16 protein-coding genes are annotated in these 15,279 nt (G+C 67.6%); 8 read left to right on the top strand and 8 right to left on the bottom strand.

All coding sequences use genetic code 11. The annotated features are described in order from the left end of the window. Positions 1 to 7 precede the first annotated feature (7 nt). Positions 8 to 1,678 carry a DAK2 domain-containing protein gene (locus AAFP35_RS19950; RefSeq protein WP_419223376.1) on the bottom strand — a complete coding sequence of 557 codons (1,671 nt, stop codon included), beginning with the start codon at positions 1,676 to 1,678 and terminating at the stop codon, positions 8 to 10. 257 nt (positions 1,679 to 1,935) lie between these two features. Between AAFP35_RS19950 and rpmB the strand changes: the two genes are divergently transcribed. Next, a complete protein-coding gene (gene rpmB, locus AAFP35_RS19945) occupies positions 1,936 to 2,127 on the top strand; it encodes a 50S ribosomal protein L28 (protein WP_124706538.1) in 192 nt (63 codons plus the stop codon). A gap of 119 nt (positions 2,128 to 2,246) precedes the next feature. Then, on the top strand, positions 2,247 to 3,074 hold the full coding sequence (locus tag AAFP35_RS19940; RefSeq protein ID WP_419223375.1) for an enoyl-CoA hydratase/isomerase family protein: 828 nt from the start codon (positions 2,247 to 2,249) through the stop codon (positions 3,072 to 3,074). Between the two features lie 17 nt (positions 3,075 to 3,091). Here AAFP35_RS19940 and AAFP35_RS19935 read toward each other — a convergent pair whose 3' ends face one another. Genes AAFP35_RS19935 through thiL form a run of 3 tightly spaced genes read right to left on the bottom strand, consistent with a single transcriptional unit; the run spans position 3,092 to position 5,375 of the window. Further along, on the bottom strand, positions 3,092 to 3,772 hold the full coding sequence (locus AAFP35_RS19935) for a uracil-DNA glycosylase (protein ID WP_419223374.1): 681 nt from the start codon (positions 3,770 to 3,772) through the stop codon (positions 3,092 to 3,094). Next, complete coding sequence (locus AAFP35_RS19930) at positions 3,769 to 4,290, bottom strand: gamma carbonic anhydrase family protein (RefSeq protein ID WP_419223373.1); 522 nt, start codon at positions 4,288 to 4,290, stop codon at positions 3,769 to 3,771. The genes AAFP35_RS19935 and AAFP35_RS19930 overlap by 4 nt, the downstream gene beginning before the upstream one ends. Before the next feature lie 38 nt (positions 4,291 to 4,328). Further along, complete coding sequence (gene thiL / locus AAFP35_RS19925) at positions 4,329 to 5,375, bottom strand: thiamine-phosphate kinase (RefSeq protein WP_419223372.1); 1,047 nt, start codon at positions 5,373 to 5,375, stop codon at positions 4,329 to 4,331. Between the two features lie 149 nt (positions 5,376 to 5,524). Between thiL and AAFP35_RS19920 the strand changes: the two genes are divergently transcribed. Continuing rightward, complete coding sequence (locus AAFP35_RS19920) at positions 5,525 to 5,770, top strand: Lrp/AsnC ligand binding domain-containing protein (RefSeq protein ID WP_419223371.1); 246 nt, start codon at positions 5,525 to 5,527, stop codon at positions 5,768 to 5,770. An 11-nt stretch (positions 5,771 to 5,781) separates the two neighbouring features. After that, the gene (locus AAFP35_RS19915; protein WP_419223370.1) at positions 5,782 to 6,360 is read left to right on the top strand and encodes a DUF3515 domain-containing protein; all 579 of its coding nucleotides are present in this window, start codon (positions 5,782 to 5,784) and stop codon (positions 6,358 to 6,360) included. Between the two features lie 23 nt (positions 6,361 to 6,383). On the opposite strand, the gene AAFP35_RS19910 is transcribed toward AAFP35_RS19915, so the two are convergent. Beyond that, a complete protein-coding gene (locus tag AAFP35_RS19910) occupies positions 6,384 to 7,391 on the bottom strand; it encodes an NAD(P)H-dependent glycerol-3-phosphate dehydrogenase (protein ID WP_419223369.1) in 1,008 nt (335 codons plus the stop codon). A gap of 115 nt (positions 7,392 to 7,506) precedes the next feature. Here AAFP35_RS19910 and cofC point away from each other — a divergent pair, with 115 nt between their 5' ends. The 3 genes from cofC to AAFP35_RS19895 are packed head-to-tail and all read left to right on the top strand — an operon-like array spanning position 7,507 to position 11,427. Further along, complete coding sequence (gene cofC, locus AAFP35_RS19905) at positions 7,507 to 8,286, top strand: 2-phospho-L-lactate guanylyltransferase (protein WP_419223368.1); 780 nt, start codon at positions 7,507 to 7,509, stop codon at positions 8,284 to 8,286. Positions 8,287 to 8,293: 7 nt separating this feature from the next. Then, positions 8,294 to 10,471 carry an RNA degradosome polyphosphate kinase gene (locus AAFP35_RS19900; RefSeq protein WP_419223367.1) on the top strand — a complete coding sequence of 726 codons (2,178 nt, stop codon included), beginning with the start codon at positions 8,294 to 8,296 and terminating at the stop codon, positions 10,469 to 10,471. A 35-nt stretch (positions 10,472 to 10,506) separates the two neighbouring features. Further along, positions 10,507 to 11,427: an NUDIX hydrolase gene (locus AAFP35_RS19895; protein ID WP_419223366.1), complete on the top strand. Its 921-nt coding sequence runs from the start codon at positions 10,507 to 10,509 to the stop codon at positions 11,425 to 11,427. Positions 11,428 to 11,517: 90 nt separating this feature from the next. Here the strand turns inward: AAFP35_RS19895 and AAFP35_RS19890 are convergent, their stop codons facing one another. The 3 genes from AAFP35_RS19890 to leuC form a co-directional block, all read right to left on the bottom strand. Beyond that, a complete protein-coding gene (locus AAFP35_RS19890) occupies positions 11,518 to 12,126 on the bottom strand; it encodes an HU family DNA-binding protein (protein WP_419223365.1) in 609 nt (202 codons plus the stop codon). A 189-nt stretch (positions 12,127 to 12,315) separates the two neighbouring features. Continuing rightward, complete coding sequence (leuD, locus tag AAFP35_RS19885; protein WP_419223364.1) at positions 12,316 to 12,909, bottom strand: 3-isopropylmalate dehydratase small subunit; 594 nt, start codon at positions 12,907 to 12,909, stop codon at positions 12,316 to 12,318. A 44-nt stretch (positions 12,910 to 12,953) separates the two neighbouring features. Continuing rightward, positions 12,954 to 14,390, bottom strand: a complete 1,437-nt coding sequence (gene leuC, locus AAFP35_RS19880; protein ID WP_419223363.1) for a 3-isopropylmalate dehydratase large subunit — start codon at positions 14,388 to 14,390, stop codon at positions 12,954 to 12,956. Positions 14,391 to 14,481: 91 nt separating this feature from the next. On the opposite strand from leuC, the gene AAFP35_RS19875 reads away from it, so the two are divergent. Continuing rightward, positions 14,482 to 15,216 carry an IclR family transcriptional regulator gene (locus AAFP35_RS19875; protein ID WP_419223362.1) on the top strand — a complete coding sequence of 245 codons (735 nt, stop codon included), beginning with the start codon at positions 14,482 to 14,484 and terminating at the stop codon, positions 15,214 to 15,216. Positions 15,217 to 15,279 lie beyond the last annotated feature (63 nt).

The raw sequence follows: 15,279 nt of genomic DNA, 5'->3' as shown, positions 1-15,279 counted from the left end.
CGGGGCACTACTCGACCCCCACCTGGATCAGTTGGTCGGGTTGACCTGTCCGGTACACCGCGAGCTCCACACCGGGATAGCTGCGCCGCATCTGTTCGGCGACGCCGTCGAGCGCCGCATCGTCCACGTCCTGCCCGGCCATCACGGTCACCATCTCACCACCGGTCGCGAGCATCAGATCGACCAGCGCCGTCGCCGCACCCGTCTGGTCGGGCGCGATGACCAGGACGTCGGACCCGATGAGCCCGAGCACATCCCCGACCTCACAGGTGCCCGCCAACGTCATCATGCGCCCCTCGGCGCGACGCAGCGATCCCCAGCGGGTGGCCGCGGCGGCCTCGGCCATCGCATAGGTGTCCGCATCGGGTTGTTCGGCCGCATCGTGCACGGCGAGAGCCGAAAGACACTGCACCATCGACGAAGTCGGCAGGTAGACCACGGATCGCTGAGTCGATCGGGTCTCCGCGGTCACGGTGACCAGATCCTGCGAGGTCAGCTTGCCGTTGGCCATCACCACCACATGCGCACTGTCGGTCGCACGAATCGCCTCGGCGAGCGCCGACGGTGTGAGCCCGTCGTCGGCGCGAACCACCGCGGCCCCCTCCTCGGCGAACAGGTCGGCGGCACCCGCGCCCGTGACCACCGCCACCACGGCTCGCTTGTGACGCGGCGGCGGTTCCACGGTGGCCGCCTGCGCCCGAATCGCGTCGAGGGCGAAGCAACTGATCCGGATGTCGGAGACCGCGCCGCGCACCACACCGGCCTCCACCGCCCGGCCGGGCTCACAGGTGTGCACGTGCACCGAAAAACGTTCGCCCGCACCGCCGGAACTGTCGCCGACGATCACCACCGCGTCGCCGATCTCGTTGAGGAACTCGCGCAGTGATCCGATCTGTCCACCCGCGGTGCCGTCGAGGAGGTACATGACCTCGAAGTCCATGTCGGTGCCGCCCGAGCAGGCGTCGTTCTCCTGATGCCCCGGCGCACCGCCACCGATGAGGATGCCTCGATAGCGCCGCCGACGCTGCGCGACGCCGGTCAGCACCGCCACCATGGCGTCGGCCAGGGCCAGGAAACCGCGGCCTCCGGCATCCACCACGCCGGCATCGGCCAGCTCCGGAAGTTGTTCCGGGGTCCGCTCCAGGGCCTCCGCACAGTCGTCGGCCACCGCACGCGCCAGGTCGCCGGGCGAACCGTCGAGGTGCTCGGCGGCGGTCTGCGCCGCGGTCGCGATCACCGTCAGGACCGTGCCCTCGCGAGGATCGCTCACGGCCCGCAACGCGGCCAGCGACCCCAGCCGCAGACCGGCCGACCACAGCTGGTTGAAGGTCAGCTGCGTGTCGTCGGGGCCGAGTTCGGCTGCGTCGGCGAGTCCGACGAGCACCTGGGACAAGATGATGCCGCTGTTGCCGCGGGCCGAGGTGACCGCCCCGTCGGCCATCGCCCGGGCGATGGCCCCACTTCCGGCGTCCGCGGGCACCCGGTCGGCGGCGTCGGCCGCCGCCGACATGGTGAACAGCATGTTGCTGCCGGTGTCCGAATCCGGGATCGGGAAGACGTTGAGATCATTGATCTCGCCGCGCAGCGCCTCGAGGCCGTCGACGGCGGCGTGCGCCCAGTCCCGCAGCAGCGCGGGGTTCATCGTCCGCGCGAGGCCACCGTCGAACACCGACTCCATGAAACCCCTAACTCCTGCTGGTGCCCATGCCCAACCTCCGTTGTGCTAGAGGTTACCCGGGCAGTCGGAGCTCTCCGAGATCACCGACATCGATGGTGTGGATCAGGGTGGTCATGGACACCGGATTTGGCCGGGTCGGCCGTATGCGGCTACTCTTGCAGGGTTGCCTCGCGACAAAACCCGTCGACGTCTCGTCGGCGATCGCGACTGTCGCGGGCAGGACACGACCACGATTCATCAACCAAGGGAGTTCGACGATGGCTGCCGTCTGCGATATCTGCGGCAAGGGACCGGGCTTCGGCAAGTCGGTTTCGCACTCGCACCGGCGCACGAACCGCCGGTGGAACCCGAACATTCAGTCGGTGCGCGTCGAGGTCGCGCCGGGGAACCGCAAGCGCAAGAACGTGTGCACCTCCTGCCTGAAGGCCGGCAAGACCGCACGCGTCTGATCGATGCGGCGCTGCGGCGCCCCATCGTCGTTCTTCACGCACGCAAACCCGATTCCCGAACGAGCATTCGCTCGCCCCGGGGGTCGGGTCTTTGTGCGTTGGGCGATAGAGTGCGCGCTATGACCGCACAGCCGACCACCGCGTCCGCCCCCGTCCCCGCCGCCCCTCTCGTCGAGCAGGACGGCCCACTCCTGACGATCGCCGTCTCCACCGCGGCGGCGGGCAATTCGCTGGCCGACGACGCCATGATCGAGGGCGCGGCAGCACTGCACGAGGTGGCCCGCGGCGAACGTGCCGTCGGAGCCGTCCTGCTGGTCGGCACCGGGAACAACTTCTGCGCGGGCGGCAACGTGAAAGCGTTCGCCGCCGCCGAGCACCGCCCGACCTATCTCCGCGAGATCGCGGACAACTTCCACGCCTTCGTCAATGCGCTCCACGAGGCGAACCGGCCGGTCGTCGCAGCCGTCAAGGGTTGGGCCGCGGGCGCCGGAATGAGCACCATGCTGCACGCCGACGTCGCGATCGGCGGGACGTCGACCCGCCTGCGACCGGCCTACCGCGGCATTGGCCTGTCCCCCGACGGTGGCCTGACCTGGACCCTGCCACGCATCGTCGGCCCGGCCCGGGCCCGGCACATCATTCTCACCGATCAGGTGATCGCGGCCGAGCAGGCACTCGCGTGGGGCCTGCTGTCGGAGGTCGTCGCCGACGACGAGGTCGAATCGCGTGCCCGCGCGGTCGCGGCCGAACTGGCCGCGGGACCCTGGCAGTCCGACAACAACACCCGCGCCCTGCTCGCGGACTCGGCCACCAGATCGCTCGCCGATCACCTCGCCGCCGAGGCACGGTCGATCTCCGCACTGTCGGCATCGCCGGAGGGCATCGAGGGCGTGGACGCCTTCGTCGCCAAGCGTGCACCCGATTTCGCTGCCGCACGGACCCGCTGACCGGCAACCGGCAGGGATCAGGGCAGTCGCCAGTCCACCGGGTCGGCGCCGAGCTCCTCGAGCGCGGTGTTGGCCCGGCTGAACGGCCGGGATCCGAAGAACCCTCGACTCGCCGACAGCGGCGAAGGGTGTGCCGACTCGATCACCGGGACGTCGGGCAGCCATTGTTTGAGGTTGCCCGCGTCACGACCCCACAGGATGGCCACGAGCGGTTCTGCCTCCCGCGCGACGAGCGCCTTGATCGCGCATTCGGTGACGTCCTCCCACCCCTTGCCGCGATGCGAGGCCGGTTCCCCCGGCGCCACGGTGAGAACTCGGTTCAGCAGCAACACCCCGGATTGCGCCCACGGGGTGAGGTCACCGTTGGCGGGCATCGGGTACCCGAGGTCCTCGCAGTACTCGCGATAGATGTTGGTCAGCGAACGCGGGATCGGCGCGACGTCCGGCGCGACCGAGAAACTCAACCCCACCGCATGCCCCGGCGTCGGGTACGGATCCTGCCCGACGATGAGCACGCGGACGTCATCGAACGGCTGCGTGAACGCGCGCAACACATGTTTGCCGGACGGGAGATATCCGCGGCCCGCCGCGTTCTCCTCACGCAGGAAGCCGCCCATCGCCGCGATGGTGTCCTGCACCGGCGCCAAGGCTGCGGCCCAGCCGGGATCCAGCAACTCCGACAACGGTTTCGGGCTCATCCGATCCTCCGCAGCGACTCGCGGAAATAGGTGGCGTTCTGGTGGTACATCTCGACGTTGAGATCGACATGCCCCTTCGGCACCACATATCCCTCACGGATCCGCGCCGGGACACCGAGGGCCATCGCCCGCTCGGGAACGGCGAACTTGAAGGGCACCACCGCACCTGCCCCCACGATCGCACCGGCTCCCACGGTCGAACCGTTGAGCACCACCGAACCCGACGCGATCAGACAGTGGTCGCCGATCGTCGCCCCCTCGATGTGCGCGTTGTGGCCGACCACGCATTCGTCGCCGATGACGGTCGGATCGATGGGCGTGCAATGGATGACGGTGCCGTCCTGGATGTTGGTGCGACGGCCGATGGTGATCGTGCCGGAATCCCCGCGCAGCACCGCACCGGGCCAGACCGATACGCCGTCAGCGAGTGTCACGTCCCCGATCACCACCGCGTCCGGATGGATGTAGACGTCCTCGCCGAGGACTGGTTCGCGGTCACCGAGTGCATAGATAGCCATGCACCGAATCCAAACACACCGGCGGCTCGCGGCGACGGTCACATTCCGAACGACTGCCAGCCGTGCAGATCCGCAACCACTCGGCCGTCGACGTACACACCCGATCCCGGTGTCACCGCGCCGATCGCGGTCCACCCCTGCGGCAGGTCGCCATCGGGGAAGGCGGCGAGCAGTTCGTGATCCTCACCGCCGGTCAGCCGCCACGAGGTCGCATCAGCGCCCAGTGCCGCGGCGATGCCCGGCAGAGCGGGGCTACCCGGGATTCGCGCGCTCTCGACCTCGAGGCACACGCCCGATGCCGACGCCATCGTGATCAGTTCCTCCACCAGACCATCGGAGATGTCGGTCATCGCGTGCGCACCGGCGCGCGCGGCACGCGGCCCCTGCGCCAGGTCCGGGGTGGGCAGCCGGTAGGCATCCACCACCGACCGATGCTCGTCGAGAAGGGCCGTGCGCGAGCGTGCATCGGCGTCGACCAGCAACGCCAGTCCCGCAGCACTGGAACCGAGTGCCCGACCGGTGACCGCGAGCACGTCACCCGGGTGGGCGCCGCCAACCACGATCGGGACCGCACCGTCGAGGGCGCCCACCGCGGTCACCGTGAGGACGACCTGGTCGGCGGCGACGAGATCGCCACCGAGAACCCGTGCGCCCAAACGGTGCGTCATCTCGACGATGCCTGCGTTGAGTTCGAGCACGGTGCCCACCGTCGTCGTCGGCGGACAGGCGATCGAGACCACCGTGCCCGTGGTGCGGGCGCCCATCGCCGCGATGTCCGCGGCCGACTGCACCACCGCCCGTGCGCCGATGGTCCTTGCGTCAGACCAGTCGAAGCGGAAGTGTCGTCCCTGCACGGCGGTGTCCGTACTGATCACGGTGGGTCCCGCGGTGTCGATGACCGCGGCGTCGTCGCCGGAGCCGATCACGATGTCCGGCCGGTGCCCGGCCGACGGATCGCGCTCGGCAGACGAGGCGGTTTGTGTTGCCACGCGGGTGAGTTCGGCGATCAGTCGCCGCTCGCCCACATCGCGGACCGTGGCCGTACGGTCGACCGGATCCCCGACGCTTCCGACGGACACGGACATCTCCTCGATCGCTTTGAGTCGCGCTGGCACGGGGTTGTCAGCGACAATATGGCGACAGTGTATTGGGTCGCCGGGGCCGATTGCCCGACCGCGGCAGTGTCACCCCGCTCGCCGCGGGGCGCGTCCGCCGGCCGGGCGCAGACGAGAGGATGGGCGTGGTCCAGGCATACATTCTGATCCAGACCGAGGTCGGACGGGCCGCGCTGGCTGCCGCGACGATCGCCGAGATCTCCGGTGTGGCCTCGTCCGAGGAGGTCAGCGGCCCCTACGACGTGATCGTCCGGGTCGACGCCGCCGACGCCACCCATCTGACCGACGATGTCGTCCCGCAGATCCAGAAGGTCGACGGCATCACCCGCACCCTCACCTGCCCGGTGGTGCAGCACACCCGCTGACGATCACTAGGGTGTTGTCCGTGACCGATGACGACGCCCAGCCCGACCGCCCCGAGGAATCCGCCGACGGACTGACGTCGCGCTACGGTTCCGGTCCGCGCCTGAGTCCGGCACTGATCGCCACGCTGATCGCGGTCCCGGTGATGGTGATCGTCGGTTTCATCACCTTCGCCGCCCTGCGTCCCGATCCGACGACGCCGATCGACAACTACGCCACCGGCGAGGCGGCCTCGGCCGACTGCGCGAAACTCATTTCGGAACTACCGCAGACCTTCGACGGTTTCGGCGACAAAGAGGTCGAGGGGTCCACGGTGCGCTGGCCTGCGGACGGTCAGGGTGACGCCCTCACCTTGCGTTGCGGGATCTCCCGGCCCACCGAGCTGTCCCCGACGAGCAATCTGCAGGTGATCAATCCGGTGCAGTGGTTCATCACCGACAGCGTCGAGGGCTCCGGCCAGGCCTACGTGTGCGTCGATCACCGCCCCTACGTGGCGATGTGGATCCCGGAGAACGCCGGCAACGGCCCAATCACCGATGTCTCGGCGATCATCGACCGCACCCTGGATCGCGGTCCGCTCGACTTCGGCTGAGCGAATCCGGACGTCTGGCCGTCTCAGCGATATCGCTCGGGTTTGGTGCTGCGCCCCAACAACGTCTTGACCGCGTCGTGCACCGAGAGTCCCTGGTGACACACCTGATGGACGGCATCGGTCAACGGCACCTCCACGTCGACCTTGCTCGCGAGCGCACGCACCGACGAACACGATTTGACGCCTTCGGCAACCTGGCCGTGTGTGTCCTCCTGTGCCTGCTCCATCGTCGCGCCCTCGCCGAGCCGAGCGCCAAAGGAACGGTTACGCGACAGCGGCGACGAACAGGTGGCGACCAGGTCCCCGATACCTGCCAGACCCGCGAGGGTCTCGGTGTGGGCGCCGAGCGCGACACCCAGACGCATCGTCTCGGCGAGCCCACGGGTGATGATGGTGGCCAGCGTGTTCTGACCGAAGCCGACACCACTGGCCATCCCGCAGGCGAGCGCGATGACGTTCTTGACGGCACCACCGATCTCGGTCCCCACCACATCGGTGTTGGTGTACGGCCGAAAGTATCCGGTGTTGAAGGCCTGCTGCAGTTCGCGTGCGCGCGGCTCGTCGGCGCAGGCGATCACTGTGGCCGCCGGTTGGCCCTCGGCCACCTCGCGGGCCAGATTCGGCCCCGACAACACGGCGATGTGCGCCGCGTCGGCACCGGACACCTCGGCGATCACCTCGCTCATCCGCAACAGCGTGCCCGTCTCGACACCTTTCGCCAACGACACATAGGTGGTGTCCGGTCGGACGTGGGCCGTCCACTCGGTGAGGTTGGCGCGCAACGACTGTGACGGGACCGCACACACGACGACATCGGCATCGGCGAGCGCTTCGGCCACCGAACTGGTGGCCGTCAGGCCGACGGGCAGCGCGATACCCGGCAGGTAGTCGGGATTGGTGTGCTCGGTGTTGATCCGATCCGCGAGTTCGGGCCGTCGGGCCCAGATCGTCGTGTCCGACGCTCCCGCGTCGACGAGAACCTTCGCCGTTGCGGTCCCCCAGGACCCGGCCCCCATCACCACCGTGCGCACAACCACTCCTTCACCTCGATCTAGCACCTCACCCTAATGCGTGCACCCCGGCCGCCGACGCCGATGTCCGGTGCGGGTTGACCGTGCCCGCGCACCTGTCGGCATGATGGTCACCATGGACTCGACATCGCATCCGGGACCCGACGGCGTGTACGCCGACGACGTCACCCGCATGCGCGTCGTCGGTGAACCCGCCACCGCCGAAACCGCAGCGGTGATGGCGGTGAAGCGACTCGACGACGCGAAGAGTCGTCTCGCCGCAAGCCGCGGGCCCGCGCATCATGCGGGACACCGGGGTCTGGTGCTCGCCATGATGCTCGACACGGTGGAGGCCGTGTCGTCGGCGGGGATCGGACGCATCGTCGTCGTCAGTCCGGACGCCGACGTCCTGGCGGCGGCCCGATCGGCCGGGGCGGTCGGCGCCCAGGAGATCGTGGCTGCCGACGATGCCTCACCAGCCGACCGCCTGAATCTCGCCTTCACCCACGCCACCGCGCAGGTCCGCGCACAGTGGCCCTCGACCACCAGGGTGCTGTTGATCCAGGCCGATCTGCCCGCGGCCACCTCGCAGAGCCTGACGTCGGTGATCGACGCCTCGCGCGGCCACACCGAAGCGCTGCTCACCGACCGTGACGCCACCGGTACCACGATCCTCGTGCGCGACGTGGCGGTGGCGCACCCGCCGCGCTTCGGCCCGGATTCGGCAACAGCCCACCGGCTCGCAGGCGCCGTCGAACTCGACCCGGGCCACCGGCATTGGGCGGATCTGAGGACCGACGTGGACACCGCGGCCGATCTCGAGGCCGCACGTCTGCTCGGTCTGGGAAGACACACGGCCGCATCGTTGGGTCTGAGGCAGGCCGAAAGCATGCGAACGACGCCCGATGCGTCATGATTGAACGGTGATCCCAGCAGACGACATCGCCACGCAGCCGATCGCCTCCATCCCCGGGGCACCACCGGCCGCGACCCTGCTGCCCGACGAGTCCGCCGACCTGCCCGACGACAGATACCTCAACCGCGAGTTGAGTTGGCTCGACTTCAATGCCCGCGTCCTGGCCCTGGCCGAGGACACCTCGATGGCGTTACTCGAACGGGCCAAATTCCTGGCCATCTTCGCGTCCAACCTCGACGAGTTCTTCATGGTGCGCGTCGCCGGACTCAAACGCCGCGACGAGACCGGCCTGTCGGTGCGTTCCGCGGACGGCCTGTCCCCTCGCGAACAGTTGCTGCGAATCGCCGGGCGCACCCAGACGTTGGCCGACCGTCATGCCAGGGTCTTTCTCGATTCGGTGCGACCTGCCCTGGCGGACAAGAACATTCACGTCGTCACCTGGGACGCACTGACCGACGCGCAGCAAGCCCGCCTGGTGGAGTATTTCCACGAAGACGTGTTCCCGGTCCTCACTCCGCTCGCGGTGGACCCGGCACACCCGTTCCCCTACATCAGCGGGCTGTCGTTGAACCTGGCGGTCACGGTTCGCGACACCGTCGAGGGCGGTGAGCACTTCGCCCGCGTCAAGGTGCCCGACAACGTGAACCGATTCGTCCGCGTCGACAGTCTGATGCCGCGCAGCGATCCGTCCAACGAGTCGGGTCAAGCGGTGTTCCTGCCCCTGGAAACCCTGATCGCGGCGAACCTCCAACAACTCTTCCCGGACATGGAAATCGTTGAGCACCACGTGTTCCGGATCACCCGAAATGCGGATTTCGAGGTCGAGGAGGATCGGGACGAAGATCTTCTGCAGGCACTCGAGCGCGAGTTGGCGCGCCGACGGTTCGGCTCACCGGTGCGACTCGAGGTCGCCGACGACATGAGCGAGCACATGCTCGAACTGCTCCTGCGCGAACTCGATGTGAATCCCGCCGATGTGATCCAGGTTCCGGGTCTGCTCGACCTGTCCTGTCTGTTCGAGATCCACGGCCTCGACCGACCACATCTCAAGGACCGCCCGTTCGTGCCGGCGACGCACCCGGCATTCGGTGAGCGCGAGACGCCCAAGAGCGTGTTCTCGACCCTGCGCGAGGGCGACGTGCTCGTCCATCACCCCTACGATTCGTTTTCCACCAGCGTGCAGCGCTTCATCGAACAGGCGGCGGCCGACCCCCAGGTCCTGGCGATCAAGCAGACTCTCTACCGGACCTCCGGTGACTCACCGATCGTCAACGCGCTGATCGACGCGGCCGAGGCAGGCAAGCAGGTCGTCGCGTTGGTGGAGATCAAGGCACGCTTCGACGAGCAGGCGAACATCAAGTGGGCCAGGCAACTCGAACAGGCAGGCGTGCACGTGGTGTACGGACTGGTCGGCCTCAAGACGCACTGCAAGACATGCCTCGTGGTGCGGCGCGAAGGATCGCACATCCGCCGTTACTGCCACATCGGCACCGGCAACTACAACCCCAAGACGGCGCGGCTCTACGAAGACGTGGGTCTGTTCACGGCGGCGCCGGATGTGGGCGCGGACCTGACCGATCTGTTCAACACGCTCACCGGTTACTCCGGCAAAAAGGAGTACCGCAACATTCTGGTGGCCCCGCACGGGATTCGGTCGGGCATCATCGCCCGAATCCAGGGCGAGGTCGACCGTTTCCGGGAGGGCGACACCCGTGCGCGAATCCAGCTGAAGGCCAACGCCCTCGTCGACGAGCAGGTGATCGACGCCCTGTACCGGGCCTCTCAGAACGGTGTGCCGGTCGAGATCGTGGTGCGCGGCATCTGCGCGCTGCGTCCCGGGATGCCCGGGATCAGCGAGAGCATCGTGGTGCGGTCGATACTCGGCCAGTTCCTGGAGCATTCGCGCATCCTCTACTTCGGTGCGCAGAACGAGTACTGGATCGGCAGCGCCGACATGATGCATCGCAATCTCGACCGTCGCGTGGAAGTGATGGTCCAGGTACGCGACTCGCGCCTGACCGGCGAGCTCGAGGACATGTTCGCCTCCGCGCTCGATCCACGTACCCGATGCTGGGTGTTGCAGTCGGACGGGAGTTGGGTGGCGTCGCCGGCAGCAGGCGAAGAGGTCCGCGATCACCAACGGCAGATGATGCGCAGGCATCATCGACTCGACCAGAAATCGTAGCCGGCACGCAATGTCGGGCATTTAAGATCGCCTCGATGTCCAAGACAACGAAAACGGTGTGGGCGGCCGGTGGCGTCCTGTGGCGTCCCGGCCGCGACGGCCACATCGAGGTCGGACTCGTACACCGGCCCCGGTACGACGACTGGACGCTTCCCAAGGGCAAGGCCGAGAACGGCGAGACCCTCATCGCGACCGCGGCCCGCGAGATCGCCGAGGAAACCGGGCACCGTGTGCGGCTCGGTCGCCATCTCCGGGATGTCGCCTACTCACTGCCCAACGGCAACCGCAAACGGGTCCGTTACTGGGCGGCGTGTGATCTCGATGGCGACTTCCTCCTCAACCACGAGGTCGATGAACTTCGATGGCTCGATATCCCCAGTGCCACAGCGAAACTCAGCTACAACCAGGACCGCACGGTCCTTCGTGAGTTCGTGCGTCTACCCGCCGATGTGCACACCTTGCTCCTCGTCCGCCACGCCAGGGCGGGCCGGCGGTCACGCTACAAGGGTGACGACCGCGAGCGGCCGCTCGACCAGCTCGGGCGCCGGCAGGCCGCCGAACTGGCCGGACTGCTGGAGATCTTCGGTGCCACGCGCGTGCACGCCGCAGACCGCGTCCGCTGCGAACAGACCGTCGCTCCGCTGGCCGAGTCGCTGGGCGTGCCGATCACCATCGAGAAGGCCCTCTCCGAGGAGTCCTACCGTTCGGATCCCGTCGCGGCGCAGCAACGCATCCAGGAGATCGCGCGCGACGTGTCGGCAGTTCATGCCGTCTGCAGTCAGGGCAAGGTCATCCCGCCGATGATGACGTGGTGGTCGCAGCGCGACGACATCACCCTGCCGCCCAAACGGAATCGCAAGGGCAGTGTGTGGGTCCTGTCTACGCTCGGTGGCCGTCTCGTCGCGGCCGATCACATCGACAGCCCGCTGCCGGAGAACGACCACACCGAATCCTGATACCCAGTACCACTTTTCCGACTCGGCACACAGTTCAGCCCCCGCCGAGGGAAGGGCGACGGGGGCTGAACTGGTGAAACCTGGGCGACCTCAGCGACGGGTGCGCTTGGCCGGGGCCTTCTTGGCCGCGGTCTTCTTGGCCGGGGCCTTCTTGGCCGCGGTCTTCTTGGCGGGAGCCGCCTTCTTGGCTGCCGCCTTCTTGACCGGAGCCTTCTTGGCTGCGGTCTTCTTGGCGGGAGCCGCCTTCTTGGCCGCGGTCTTCTTGGCCGGAGCCGCCTTCTTGACCGGAGCCTTCTTGGCCGCGGTCTTCTTGGCGGGAGCCGCCTTCTTGGCTGCCGTCTTCTTCGCCGGAGCCTTCTTGGCCGGGGCCGCGATGGCGCCGCTGCCGCGCTTCACCGCGGGACCGGAAGAAGCGAGCTTCTGCTTACCGGCGACCACGGCCTTGAACTGTGCGCCCGGACGGAACGCGGGAACCGAAGTGGCACGCACCTTCACGGTCTCGCCGGTGCGCGGGTTGCGCGCCACGCGCGGGGCGCGCTTGCGCTTCTCGAACACACCGAAGCCGGTGATGGTGACGCTCTCACCTTTGTTCACCGCGCGCACGATCGTGTCGACGATCAACTCGACGGCGGCTGTCGCAGTCTTGCGATCCGCGTCGAGCTTTTTGGTCAGCTCATCGATGAGCTCTGCCTTGTTCATTGGAAACCTCCGCAAGCTGTTCTGACCCATCGGAATATGGCCAGCTAACCCTCACGGTAAACGTCCAATTCGAAAACGTCCATCTTCCACGCCAATTAACCGGGCATGTTGCGAAATCGAAAGCAGCAATCATGTTCCCGGCGATGCGGTCGCGGTGTGGCCGAAAGGGGTCCCGCGTTCCCCCGGCGATCAGCCGTCCAGGGTGACCGGCTTGAAGGACGGCCGGCCGCGCTCGAACTCAGAAATGGCCTCTACCTGGCGCAATGTCAGTCCGATGTCGTCCAGACCCTCCATCAGACGCCATCGCGTGTAGTCATCAATTGCCAACGGCACCACAAGGTCTGCCGCCGTGACGGTCCGATCGGCAAGGCTGACGGTCAGTTCCAGCCCGGGCTGCTCCTCGATCCGCTTCCAGAGCAGTTCCACGTCGGACTGCTCGACCTGGGCGGCCACCAGACCCGCCTTGCCGGCGTTGCCGCGGAAGATATCCGCGAAGCGTGACGAGATGACGACCCGAAAACCGAAGTCCGACAGAGCCCAGACCGCGTGCTCCCGGGAGGAACCTGTTCCGAAATCCGGGCCGGCGACCAACACCGACCCGCGGCTCCACGGCTCGTTGTTGAGGATGAAGTCCGGGTCGCTGCGCCATCCGGCGAACAACCCGTCCTCAAATCCTGTGCGGGTCACTCGCTTCAGATAGACCGCAGGGATGATCTGGTCGGTGTCCACGTTGCTGCGTCGCAGGGGCACACCGATTCCGGTGTGGGTGATGAAGGGTTCCATGGGAAAGATCCGATCGTGTTGTGGTCGAGATGGTACTCGGGTGGTCAGTCGAGATCGGCCGGAGCCGCCAGAGTGCCGCGTACCGCGGTGGCCGCGGCCACCGCCGGCGACACCAGGTGAGTCCGTCCGCCCTTACCCTGCCGCCCTTCGAAGTTGCGGTTGGAGGTCGAGGCGCACCGCTCCCCCGGCGAGAGCTGATCGGGGTTCATCCCCAGGCACATCGAGCAACCGGCCTGGCGCCATTGCGCACCGGCCGCGGTGAAGATCTCTCCGAGCCCCTCCGACTCGGCCTGCGCGCGGACGCGCATCGAACCCGGCACCACCAACATCCGCATCCCGTCGGCGATCTTGCGCCCCTTGAGGATGTCGGCGACCGCACGGAGATCCTCGATCCGGCCGTTGGTACACGAACCGACGAAGACGGTGTCGACCTTCACCTCCCGCAGCGGCATCCCCGGCTGCAGGTCCATGTAGTCCAGCGCGCGACGGGCGGCGGTCGCCTTGGTCTCGTCGGCGATCTGGTCGGGATCGGGCACCGACGAACCCAGCGGCGCACCCTGTCCGGGGTTGGTTCCCCAGGTCACGAACGGCGTCAGCGTGCTGGCGTCGATGTGCACCTCACGGTCGAATTCCGCTCCGGGATCGGTACGCAGACTGCTCCAGTACTCGACCGCCGCATCCCAGTCCGCACCCGTCGGCGCGTTCGGCCGCCCCTTCAGGAAGTCGTAGGTGACCTGATCCGGCGCGATCATGCCGGCGCGGGCGCCCGCCTCGATCGACATGTTGCAGATCGTCATTCGCGATTCCATGGAGAGCTTCTCGATGGCCGGTCCGCGGTACTCGAGCACATGCCCCTGACCGCCCCCGGTGCCGATCTCGGCGATGACCGCCAGGATCAGGTCCTTGCTCGTCACCCCGGGCGGCAGTTCGCCGTCCACGGTGATCGCCATGGTCTTGAAGGGGCGCAACGAGAGTGTCTGCGTCGCCAACACGTGTTCGACCTCAGAGGTGCCGATTCCCATTGCCAGCGCGCCGAATGCGCCGTGCGTCGAGGTATGGCTGTCGCCACAGACAACGGTCATACCCGGCTGGGTGAGCCCGAGCTGGGGTCCGACGACGTGCACGATGCCCTGTTCGGCATCGCCCATCGGATGCAGGCGGACACCGAATTCCGCGCAATTGTGGCGCAGCGTGTCGACCTGGGTGCGCGAGACGACGTCGGCGATCGGCTTGTCGATGTCGACCGTCGGCACATTGTGGTCTTCGGTGGCGATGGTCAGATCCGGACGTCGCACGGGCCGTCCGGCCATCCGCAGACCGTCGAACGCCTGCGGGCTCGTCACCTCGTGGACGAGGTGGAGATCGATGTAGATCAGGTCGGGATTGCGGTTCCCGGCGGCATCTTCGTCACCACGTACGACGACGTGGTCGTCCCACACCTTCTCGGCGAGAGTACGCGGTGTGTCGGGGCTGTAACTCATGGCTGTACTCGCATCTGCTCGGAATCGTCGGGACGCGCAGGCGTCGCGACCAACTTGTGCATCTCACTATTTGGAACGATAATATCGTCCTATGGGAAATGATAGCGCATTGGCACCCAGCAGCGGAATCGGTGTCCTCGACAAATCGATGGTCGTCCTACGGGCGATGGCCGAGGCCCCCGCGAACCTCACCGAGTTGTGTGAGCGCACCGGTTTGCCACGCGCCACGGCACATCGTCTCGCCGTCGGTCTCGAGACCCATCGCCTCCTCGCCCGCAATGCGAGTGGACGGTGGTATCCGGGGCCGGCATTGAGCGAACTCGCCTCCTCTGCACACGATCCCATTCGGGAGGCCGCGCTCATGGTGCTGCCGCGTCTGCGCGAGATCACCGGCGAGAGCGTGCAGGTCTACCGACGCGAAGGCTCCGAACGCGTGTGTATCGCGGCGATGGAACCGCCCACCGGCCTTCGTGACACGGTCCCGATCGGCACCCGATTCCCGATGACCGCGGGCTCGGCGGCCAAGGTCCTGCTCGCGTGGGCCGAACCGTCGACACAGCGAGCCCTCCTGCACGACAGTGTCTTCAGCGACCGCGCGCTGCACGAGATCCGCAGACGCGGCTGGGCGCAGAGCGCCGGCGAGCGGGCGGCGGGCGTCGCCAGTGTCTCGGCCCCGGTCCGCGACAGCGCAGGCGAGGTCGTCGCGGCGATCTCGGTGTCCGGCCCCATCGACCGGATGGGTCGTCGGCCCGGTGCCCGGTGGGCGGCCGACCTCCTCGCCGCCGCCGACGCCATCCACAAACGGTTGCTGCCCAACCGCGCGTGAACCCCGGGCCGTGTGACGCGGGCCGACGGGCACCTACCCGCGTCCGATGTCCGTCGGCTAGCT

It is taken from the genome of Gordonia sp. CPCC 206044 (assembly GCF_048537895.1).
Classification (GTDB): domain Bacteria; phylum Actinomycetota; class Actinomycetes; order Mycobacteriales; family Mycobacteriaceae; genus Gordonia.
This window is presented reverse-complemented; position numbering and strand designations above follow the sequence as displayed.

Excerpts from the sequence above, each read along its gene's own strand:
- AAFP35_RS19950 (WP_419223376.1), bottom strand. The coding sequence starts at position 1,678 with ATGGAGTCGGTGTTCGACGGTGGCCTCGCGCGGACGATGAACCCCGCG.
- rpmB (WP_124706538.1), top strand. The coding sequence starts at position 1,936 with ATGGCTGCCGTCTGCGATATCTGCGGCAAGGGACCGGGCTTCGGCAAG.
- AAFP35_RS19940 (WP_419223375.1), top strand. The coding sequence starts at position 2,247 with ATGACCGCACAGCCGACCACCGCGTCCGCCCCCGTCCCCGCCGCCCCT.
- AAFP35_RS19935 (WP_419223374.1), bottom strand. The coding sequence starts at position 3,772 with ATGAGCCCGAAACCGTTGTCGGAGTTGCTGGATCCCGGCTGGGCCGCA.
- AAFP35_RS19930 (WP_419223373.1), bottom strand. The coding sequence starts at position 4,290 with ATGGCTATCTATGCACTCGGTGACCGCGAACCAGTCCTCGGCGAGGAC.
- thiL (WP_419223372.1), bottom strand. The coding sequence starts at position 5,375 with ATGTCCGTGTCCGTCGGAAGCGTCGGGGATCCGGTCGACCGTACGGCC.
- AAFP35_RS19920 (WP_419223371.1), top strand. The coding sequence starts at position 5,525 with ATGGGCGTGGTCCAGGCATACATTCTGATCCAGACCGAGGTCGGACGG.
- cofC (WP_419223368.1), top strand. The coding sequence starts at position 7,507 with ATGGACTCGACATCGCATCCGGGACCCGACGGCGTGTACGCCGACGAC.
- AAFP35_RS19895 (WP_419223366.1), top strand. The coding sequence starts at position 10,507 with ATGTCCAAGACAACGAAAACGGTGTGGGCGGCCGGTGGCGTCCTGTGG.
- AAFP35_RS19890 (WP_419223365.1), bottom strand. The coding sequence starts at position 12,126 with ATGAACAAGGCAGAGCTCATCGATGAGCTGACCAAAAAGCTCGACGCG.
- leuD (WP_419223364.1), bottom strand. The coding sequence starts at position 12,909 with ATGGAACCCTTCATCACCCACACCGGAATCGGTGTGCCCCTGCGACGC.
- leuC (WP_419223363.1), bottom strand. The coding sequence starts at position 14,390 with ATGAGTTACAGCCCCGACACACCGCGTACTCTCGCCGAGAAGGTGTGG.
- AAFP35_RS19875 (WP_419223362.1), top strand. The coding sequence starts at position 14,482 with ATGGGAAATGATAGCGCATTGGCACCCAGCAGCGGAATCGGTGTCCTC.